At 60.0% G+C, this 8,050-nt stretch carries 8 protein-coding genes; 3 read left to right on the top strand and 5 right to left on the bottom strand.

What is annotated here, in order from left to right; genetic code table 11:
• Window position 1: 1 nt before the first annotated feature.
• The gene (gene ybgC, locus ACYVDM_RS03880) at window positions 2-424 is read right to left on the bottom strand and encodes a tol-pal system-associated acyl-CoA thioesterase (protein ID WP_415792124.1); all 423 of its coding nucleotides are present in this window, start codon (window positions 422-424) and stop codon (window positions 2-4) included.
• Window positions 425-473: 49 nt separating this feature from the next.
• Window positions 474-2,204 carry a proline--tRNA ligase gene (locus ACYVDM_RS03885; protein WP_415792123.1) on the bottom strand — a complete coding sequence of 577 codons (1,731 nt, stop codon included), beginning with the start codon at window positions 2,202-2,204 and terminating at the stop codon, window positions 474-476.
• 64 nt (window positions 2,205-2,268) lie between these two features.
• Here ACYVDM_RS03885 and ACYVDM_RS03890 point away from each other — a divergent pair, with 64 nt between their 5' ends.
• Genes ACYVDM_RS03890 through ACYVDM_RS03900 form a run of 3 tightly spaced genes read left to right on the top strand, consistent with a single transcriptional unit; the run spans window position 2,269 to window position 5,093 of the window.
• Window positions 2,269-2,844, top strand: coding sequence for an RNA pyrophosphohydrolase (locus ACYVDM_RS03890; RefSeq protein WP_415792295.1), 576 nt, complete (start codon window positions 2,269-2,271; stop codon window positions 2,842-2,844).
• The gene (locus tag ACYVDM_RS03895; protein ID WP_415792122.1) at window positions 2,825-3,511 is read left to right on the top strand and encodes a response regulator; all 687 of its coding nucleotides are present in this window, start codon (window positions 2,825-2,827) and stop codon (window positions 3,509-3,511) included. The genes ACYVDM_RS03890 and ACYVDM_RS03895 overlap by 20 nt, the downstream gene beginning before the upstream one ends.
• A gap of 16 nt (window positions 3,512-3,527) precedes the next feature.
• A complete protein-coding gene (locus ACYVDM_RS03900) occupies window positions 3,528-5,093 on the top strand; it encodes a sensor histidine kinase (RefSeq protein WP_415792294.1) in 1,566 nt (521 codons plus the stop codon).
• A 2-nt stretch (window positions 5,094-5,095) separates the two neighbouring features.
• Here ACYVDM_RS03900 and ACYVDM_RS03905 read toward each other — a convergent pair whose 3' ends face one another.
• The 3 genes from ACYVDM_RS03905 to ACYVDM_RS03915 all read right to left on the bottom strand — a co-directional run.
• Window positions 5,096-6,025, bottom strand: coding sequence for a LysR family transcriptional regulator (locus tag ACYVDM_RS03905; protein WP_415792121.1), 930 nt, complete (start codon window positions 6,023-6,025; stop codon window positions 5,096-5,098).
• A gap of 25 nt (window positions 6,026-6,050) precedes the next feature.
• A complete protein-coding gene (locus ACYVDM_RS03910; RefSeq protein WP_415792120.1) occupies window positions 6,051-6,956 on the bottom strand; it encodes an NAD(P)-dependent oxidoreductase in 906 nt (301 codons plus the stop codon).
• A 164-nt stretch (window positions 6,957-7,120) separates the two neighbouring features.
• On the bottom strand, window positions 7,121-8,050 hold a 930-nt coding region (locus ACYVDM_RS03915; protein ID WP_460475314.1), incomplete at its 5' end, for a tripartite tricarboxylate transporter permease.

Raw genomic sequence — 8,050 nt, forward strand, 5'->3', positions numbered from 1 at the left:
GTTATTCCTGAAGGGATTCCAATTTAGTACGTACGATAGCTGGTAAAGCCGCCGGACGCAGTTGCGCGGCATCGACACAGCAGACTTGGATATTGCCATGAGCGAGCAGTTCTCCGTCACGTTCCGCACGTTGTTCGAAATGTATCGACGCGCGGCCCACTCGGGTGATACGGCTGCGTATGGTAATGAAATCATCGAGCCGTGCGGGCTTGCGGTAAGTCATGTCCAGCGAGTGGACGACAAACATCCGCCCCTCTTGGACTGCCAACGCCGACTGCTCGACGCCCAGTTCGCGCAGCCATTCCGTTCGGGCGCGTTCCAGGAATTTCAAATAGTTGGCATAAAACACCACGCCACCTGCGTCCGTGTCTTCGTAATAGACACGGACTTTCAGGGTGGATTCGGTGAGATTCGATTCAATCACAGTGAAATAGCAGCCTTATGGGCACACCTGGCTTATCAGGCTGGGCAGTCTACAGCGTTTCCAGTTTGTCCAGCACCTGAGCCAGGGCTGAGTCGACCGGAATCTTTACGGCGTCACTTTCGTGACGGGCTTGCAATTCCACCACACCGTCCTTGAGGCCGCGCTCTCCAACTGTTACGCGCAAAGGCACGCCTATCAGCTCCCATTCAGCGAACATTACCCCCGGCCGGGAGTCACGATCATCCAGGATGACGTCCACACCACGGGCACGTAATTCGTCATAAAGCTTTACGGCTTGGTTACGAACAGTTTCATTTTTCCCCCAGCCTACCGGGCAAATCACGACCTCAAACGGGGCGATGGCGCGAGGCCAGAGGATCCCGCGAGCGTCATGGTTCTGTTCGATCGCCGCGCCGGCGATTCGGGTGACGCCGATACCGTAGCAGCCCATCTGCAGGGTCGCGGGCTTGCCGGTTTCGTCCAGGAACGTCGCCTTGAGGGCTTCGGAGTACTTGGTACCCAGGAAAAATACGTGGCCCACTTCGATGCCGCGCTGGATCCTCAAGTGACCAGATCCATCCGGGGACGGATCTCCTTCGACCGCATTGCGCAGATCCGCCACGAGCTCGGGTTCGGGCAGGTCGCGTCCCCAGTTGGCTCCGGTGTAATGAAAGTCTTCGCGATTGGCGCCACAGACAAAGTCAGCCATGTTGGCGACGGTCCGGTCTGCCACGACGTGTACCGGCAGTGTCGTGCCGATAGGTCCCAGATAGCCGGGTTTGCAGCCGAAATGCTCGACGATCTCTGATTCTGTGGCAAAGCGAAAGTCCGACAGCCCTGGTAATTTGCCGACTTTGACTTCGTTAAGCTCGTGGTCGCCGCGCAGCATCAGCAGCCAAATCTGGACTTTGCCGGGTTCGGGCTCGGTGGCCAGGACCAGGGACTTCAGCGTGCGCTCCAGGGGCAGCCCCAGCAGCTTGGCGACGTCTTCGCACTTGGCGGCGCCGGGAGTGGGGGTGGCTTGCAGGGGCTGGACGGCGGCGGCGCGCTCGGCCAGCAGGCCCGGCGCCTCGGCCAACTCAATATTGGCCGCGTACTGGGAATCTGGGTTGTACACGAGCAGGTCTTCGCCGGTATCGGCAATGACCTGGAACTCATGGCTGCGCGACCCGCCGATCGACCCGGTGTCGGCCGCGACGGCGCGGAACTCCAGGCCCAACCGGCTGAAGATACGCATGTAGGCGTCAAACATCCGGTCGTAGCTTTGCTGGGCGCAGGCCTCGTCGCGGTCGAACGAGTAGGCGTCCTTCATGGTGAATTCGCGGCCACGCATGAGCCCGAAGCGCGGACGACGTTCGTCACGGAATTTCGTTTGGATGTGATAGAAATTCAGTGGCAATTGCCGATAGCTGTGAATTTCGTTGCGCGCGATATCGGTAATGACCTCTTCCGAGGTGGGCTGCAAGACAAAGTCGCGTTGATGGCGATCTTTCATGCGCAGCAGCTCGGGGCCATATTGCACCCAGCGCCCGGATTCTTGCCAGAGCTCGGCGGGCTGGACGATGGGCATCAATAATTCGATGCCTCCCGCCGCGTTCATCTCTTCGCGGACAATGGCCTCGATTTTGCGGATGACCTTCAAACCCAGGGGCATATAGGTGTAAATGCCGCCCGCTAACTTGCGGATCATGCCGGCCCGTGTCATCAGTTGGTGGCTGACGACCTCGGCTTCGGAGGGGGCTTCTTTCAGCGTGTTTAAGTGGTAGGTAGATGCGCGCATAGTTATAGGTGGCTACGGATACGTATAATTGACTGTAATTGTATTGAATTTGGTGGGGGTGGCCATGCTTGATCGTGAAGGCTACCGTCCCAATGTCGGCATTATTCTCGTCAATAGTAAAAACGAGGTCTTTTGGGGCAAGCGAATCCGGGAACATGCATGGCAGTTTCCACAGGGCGGCATCAAATACGGCGAAAGTCCGGTGCAGGCCATGTATCGCGAGCTCCACGAAGAAGTAGGCTTAAAGCCTGAACATGTCCGTATTTTGGGGCGCACACGCGATTGGCTGCGCTATAACGTGCCGGATCACTTTGTCCGGCGTGAGTGGCGTGGGCACTATAAAGGTCAAAAGCAGATCTGGTTTTTGTTGCGCCTTGTGGGGCGTGACTGCGACGTATGTCTGCGCGCCACGCCGCATCCGGAGTTCGACGCTTGGCGTTGGAGTCAATACTGGGTGCCACTGGATGCGGTGATCGAGTTCAAGCGCGAAGTCTACACCCTTGCCCTGAACGAACTCTCCAGCGTCCTGTTCCGGCGCCAGCACGAAACCCGCTATCTCCGCCAACGGGTCCACGGCCCGGCACGCGCGGGCGACAATTTATCTGCCGAACCTGACGGCCATGCGCATATTGTTGGTTGAAGACGAGCTCGAAATGGCATCGTGGCTAGTACGGGCGCTTGCGCAAAGCGGGTTCACGCCCGACCATGCGCCGGATGCGCGTAGCGCCGAGGCGCTGATGACCACTCACGAGTACGACGCGATCGTCATGGATTTGCGGTTGCCTGACAAGCACGGGCTGGTGGTGCTGCGAGATATGCGCAGTCGCGACGACCGCACGCCCGTCCTGTTGTTGACGGCGCAGGGGGCATTGCAGGACCGGGTGCGCGGCCTCAATCTTGGCGCCGATGACTTCCTGACCAAGCCGTTCGCCCTCGAGGAGCTCGAAGCCCGGGTGGCGGCGCTGGTGCGGCGCAGCCGGGGTCGACAGCAGCCGCGATTGCAATGCGGCTCCCTTTCTTATGACGGGGAAAGCCGCGCTTTTACGCTGGATGGCGTGTTGCTGCTGCTTACGCCTCGCGAACACGCTACGCTCGTGGCGCTGCTCACACGCAGTGGCTATCCGGTCGACAAGATCCAGCTCTTCGACAAGGTTTTCACTCAGGATAGCGGGTCCAGCCTGGATGCAATCGAGGTCGTGTTGCACCGATTGCGCAAGAAACTGGCAGGCAGCGATGTGCGTATCGTGACCGTGCGCGGTCTAGGGTACATGTTAGAAAGCAGCACGAGTGAAACTGCCGAGCACTGATCGTTTTCGTATGCCGATGATCGGCATACGTACCCTGTTGATCACCTTGCTGCTGCCCGGGGTGATTCTGCTGTTGGTTATCGACAGCTGGAACGACTACCGGACCTTGGCCGCCATCACCAACGAGGCTTACGATAGCGCGCTGCTAGAGCCGGCACGGGTGCTGGAAAGCAGTATCGAATTCACCGACGATGGCACGCTGGCCGTGACAACCCCCGTGTATGCGCAGGTCGTTCTCGAGTCCAAGGCGGGTTTGCGTAAATATTTCCGCATCGAGGAAATCGATCCGCCGATGCCGGAGGGCGCTACCTCTGTGCCTGGCACTGGGCGGACATTGGCGGGTATGCCCGAATTGCCAAGGCCTCCCACCTGGCCGACGTCAGGGGGCGCACCGATTTTCTTTAACAGCGTTTATCGCGACGATCCCGTGCGGGTGGTAGCCGTGGCGCGCGATTTGTATTACCGCGGACAACATCGTCAGGTACTGGTGTTGGTGGCCGAAAGCATCGGCCGCCGTTTGCTGGCCGAAGGCGCCGCGCGACGTCAGGAGTTATTGCGCGATGCACGCATGTTGGCATTGGTGGCAATCCTGGTGTGGTGGGGAGTCGCCTGGTCATTGCGGCCACTGACCCGGTTGCGCAACGACATTCGTACCCGCTCACCTGACGACATGACGTCGCTGGACGCCTCGCGTGTGCCAAGCGAGGTAGTCCCCTTGGTCGAGGCCGTGAATTACCACATTGAGCGGCATCGACGAGTGCTGGACGAACAGTCCCACTTTTTGGCCGACGCCTCGCATCAGTTGCGTACCCCGCTGGCCATCATGCTCACGCAGGCACAATATGCCCTGCGTGAACCCGACCACAATCGCGCTCAAGAGGGGCTGCGCGCGATAGTGGATCAGTTGGGCCGCACCCGTCGCTTGACTGAACAGTTGCTGTCATTGGCACACGCCAGTCAGAACGAGGCGCCCACTCGCCAGTTGCTGGATTTGAGCGAGGTCGCGCGCAACGTGGTCCTGCAATACTTGCCGCTGTCGCACGAAAAACATCAGGATTTGGGTTGGGTGGCGGCCAACGTCGCGGACGTGGCAGCGGGTATGCCAAGTGCATCCGAGGCCATTGAGGGCTCGGGTGTGACGGCAGTGATTGGCGAGTCGGCCTTGCTGACGCTACCGGTGCTAGGTAGCGAAGCCGAGCTGCACGAGGCGTTGGCAAATTTGCTGCACAATGCGATTCATTACGCGCCTGTTGGCGCCCGGATTACCGTTGCCGCCGCGGTGGTGGGCGATCGGGCCGAGGTCTCTGTCTCTGATAACGGCCCGGGCATTGATGCGGCGTCACGCGGCCGAGCGTTTGCGCGATTCGACCGCTTGGGGCCCGGGCGTCCTTCGATCTCGTCGGGGTCAGGATTGGGGTTATCCATTGCTCGTGCTTATGCGCGTCGTAATGATGGTGACATTATGCTGCGTGATGGCGAGCCCAATGCACAGGGCGGTGTGGGGCTGGCGGCCGTACTGTGGTTGCCGCTGGCGATGCCTCGAGGCATCGAGGCTGGTTCGAGCCATGGCACGGTCACGTAGCATCAAGCGTGATCGCTGGTTTTCGTTCGGGCATACAAACCCGGTAGCCGTTCCGAAATAAAGTCCAAGAGGGCCCGGACGGCGGGTGCCATTCCGCGGCGCGATGGGTAGATGCAATGCACAATACCTGTTGGCGAGCCCCATCCCGGTAATACCTGCAACAACTGTCCCTGGCGTAGCGCTTCGTACGTGGCCACGCTGGGTAGCAAGGCGATCCCCCGACCCCGCACGGCCGCTTCGGTCAGGACGATGAAATCATTGCAGGACAATCGCGTTTGCACCGACACCTGCACTTCATCGCCGAGCGTCTCATTGCGCAGGCGCCAACGTACGTCGGTTTGCGGGTCATTGAAACTCAACGTGGCATGTGCAGACAGATCGTGTGGCGTGGCGGGCGTCCCGTGGCGCTGCAGGTACGCAGGGCTTGCGACGAGGGTGCCGACGTCTTCGCCCAAATGTCTTACCACCAGTTCCGCATCCGTATCCAGACGCGTGCGTACGCGTAGCGCCAGATCGACACCTTCGCGAATCAGGTCGACACGGCGGTTGGTCGCGAGCACCTGTACGGATACCGATGGCCAGGCGTCCATAAACTCGGGCAAGAGCGGCGCCAGCATTTGTTGCGCGATAGAGATGGGGCAACTAATGACGACAGGCCCGCAGGGTTGCGATTGCAATTGCTGCATCGCCTCTTGCGCGGCGCGTGCAGAGGCGGTCATCTCTCGGCAATAATGCAGATAACGTTCGCCGGCTAGCGTCAGGCGCAGACGCCGCGTCGTGCGCTGCAACAGCCGCACGCCCAGCGATTCTTCTAGTTGGGCAATGCGGCGGGACAGGCGCGACTTGGGGATGTCCAGTGCCCGTGCCGCGGCACTGAAACCGCCGTGCTCCACTACCTGAGAAAAATAAAACAGGTCGTTCAGATCTTGCATGGCGGATTCAGTGCGGGTTGTGAGCTCAGTCTCGCAGGCGCGTAATTAGGCTGGAGGTATCCCAACGGCCACCACCTGCCTTTTGTACATCGCCATAGAACTGGTCCACCAATGCCGTCAGTGGCAGGCGGGCGCCATTATTTCGGGCTTCGGACAACACGAGGCCCAGATCCTTGCGCATCCAGTCCACGGCAAAGCCGAAATCGAATTTGTCGTCGACCATGGTGCCACCACGGTTTTCCATTTGCCAGCTTTGCGCAGCGCCTTTGCTGATGACATCCAGCACTAGCTTCATGTCCAGGTCGGCCGCTTTACCAAAGGCAATGGCCTCGGACAGTCCCTGTACGATTCCGGCAATGCAGACCTGGTTCACCATTTTGGCCAATTGGCCGGCGCCAGCGGCGCCCACTCGGGTAACCGCGCGACCGTAGGCGTGGGCGATCGGCTTGACGACGTCGAATGCTTCCTGGTCGCCGCCGCACATCACGGTCAGCACACCATTGACCGCCCCTGCCTGGCCGCCCGACACTGGGCCATCCACGAATTGCAGGCGTTGTTCACGCGCCTGGGCGTAGAGCTCACGCGCGACGTCAGCCGATGCGGTGGTGTGATCGACAAAAATCGCGCCTGGCGCCATACCGGCATAAGCGCCGTCTTCGCCTAGCACCACGCTGCGCAGATCGTCGTCGTTACCCACGCAGGCAAAGACGATTTGCGCGCCGGCGACCGCTTCGCGCGGGGTGGGGGCACTCTTGCCGCCGAACTCTTGCGCCCAGGCTTTGGCCTTGGCTTCGGTGCGGTTGTAAACCGTCACCTCATGACCGGCTTTCGCCAAGTGCCCTGCCATGGGAAAGCCCATAACGCCCAAGCCAAGAAAAGCGACTTTTTGGGATACGACCTTGTCGTAATCTTTGGAACCGATGGATGCCATACCGAGTCTCCGGGTTGTGTGTGTCAAAAGCGCAAACCTGAACGTTACCGCAATCAGCGGATCGCTCGGCCCTCTAGTGGTAAAAAAAAGCCAGGCCCTTTCGGTGCCTGGCATGATTTTCCCAATATACCCGCCACCTTGATGGACGGGCTTTAGAGCGGGCCTTAGCCTTCTTCGACGAAGGTTTCCTGACGCTTTTTGCGAATCGACGGCAGAGCGACCAGCACCACCAAGATGAGTGCGGCGCCCAGCAGCGATGCCGACAGCGGACGTTCGACAAAGGTGAAGAAGTCACCACGCGACAGCAGCAGGGCGCGACGGAAGTTTTCTTCCATCATGGGGCCCAACACCAGGCCCAGCAGCAGCGGGGCGCCTTCGCACTTCAGTTTCGCCCAGATATAGCCCACCACACCGAAGATCGCCGTGATGAAGATGTCGAACGTGTTGTAGTTCAACGAATACACCCCGATCGTGCAGAACACCAGAATGGCCGGGAACAGGATGCGGTAGGGCACCTTCAGCAGCTTGACCCACACGCCGATCAGCGGCAGGTTCAGCACCACCAGCATCAGGTTACCGATCCACATCGAGGCAACCAGACCCCAGAACAGTTCCGGGTGGCTGGTCATGACCTGCGGGCCGGGCTGAATGTTGTGGATAGTCATGGCACCAACCATCAGCGCCATCACGGCGTTGCCCGGGATACCCAGGGTCAGCAGCGGGATGAACGACGCCTGCGCGCCGGCGTTGTTGGCCGACTCGGGGCCTGCCAGACCGGCCGGGTGGCCCTTACCGAAGCGTTCCGGTTCCTTGGAGATCTTCTTTTCCAGGGTGTAGGACGCAAAGGCCGACAGCACCGAACCGCCGCCAGGCAGAATCCCCAGTATTGAACCCAAGGCCGTGCCACGGATGATAGCCGGCACGGACTCTCGAATTTCCTGCCTGCTGGGGTATAGCGAGCCGATCTTGTCTTCGAGTTCGACGCGGTTTTCTTTCTGCTCGAGGTTGGCCAGGATTTCGGCAAAACCGAACACGCCCATGGCCACGATGGCAAAGTCGATACCGTCTTGCAATTCGGGGATGCCGAAGTCGTA

The organism is Bordetella tumulicola (assembly GCF_054779135.1).

Coding starts and splice junctions, on each gene's coding strand:
- ACYVDM_RS03885 (WP_415792123.1), bottom strand. CDS start 2,204: ATGCGCGCATCTACCTACCACTTAAACACGCTGAAAGAAGCCCCCTCC.
- ACYVDM_RS03890 (WP_415792295.1), top strand. CDS start 2,269: ATGCTTGATCGTGAAGGCTACCGTCCCAATGTCGGCATTATTCTCGTC.
- ACYVDM_RS03895 (WP_415792122.1), top strand. CDS start 2,825: ATGCGCATATTGTTGGTTGAAGACGAGCTCGAAATGGCATCGTGGCTA.
- ACYVDM_RS03900 (WP_415792294.1), top strand. CDS start 3,528: ATGATCGGCATACGTACCCTGTTGATCACCTTGCTGCTGCCCGGGGTG.
- ACYVDM_RS03905 (WP_415792121.1), bottom strand. CDS start 6,025: ATGCAAGATCTGAACGACCTGTTTTATTTTTCTCAGGTAGTGGAGCAC.
- ACYVDM_RS03910 (WP_415792120.1), bottom strand. CDS start 6,956: ATGGCATCCATCGGTTCCAAAGATTACGACAAGGTCGTATCCCAAAAA.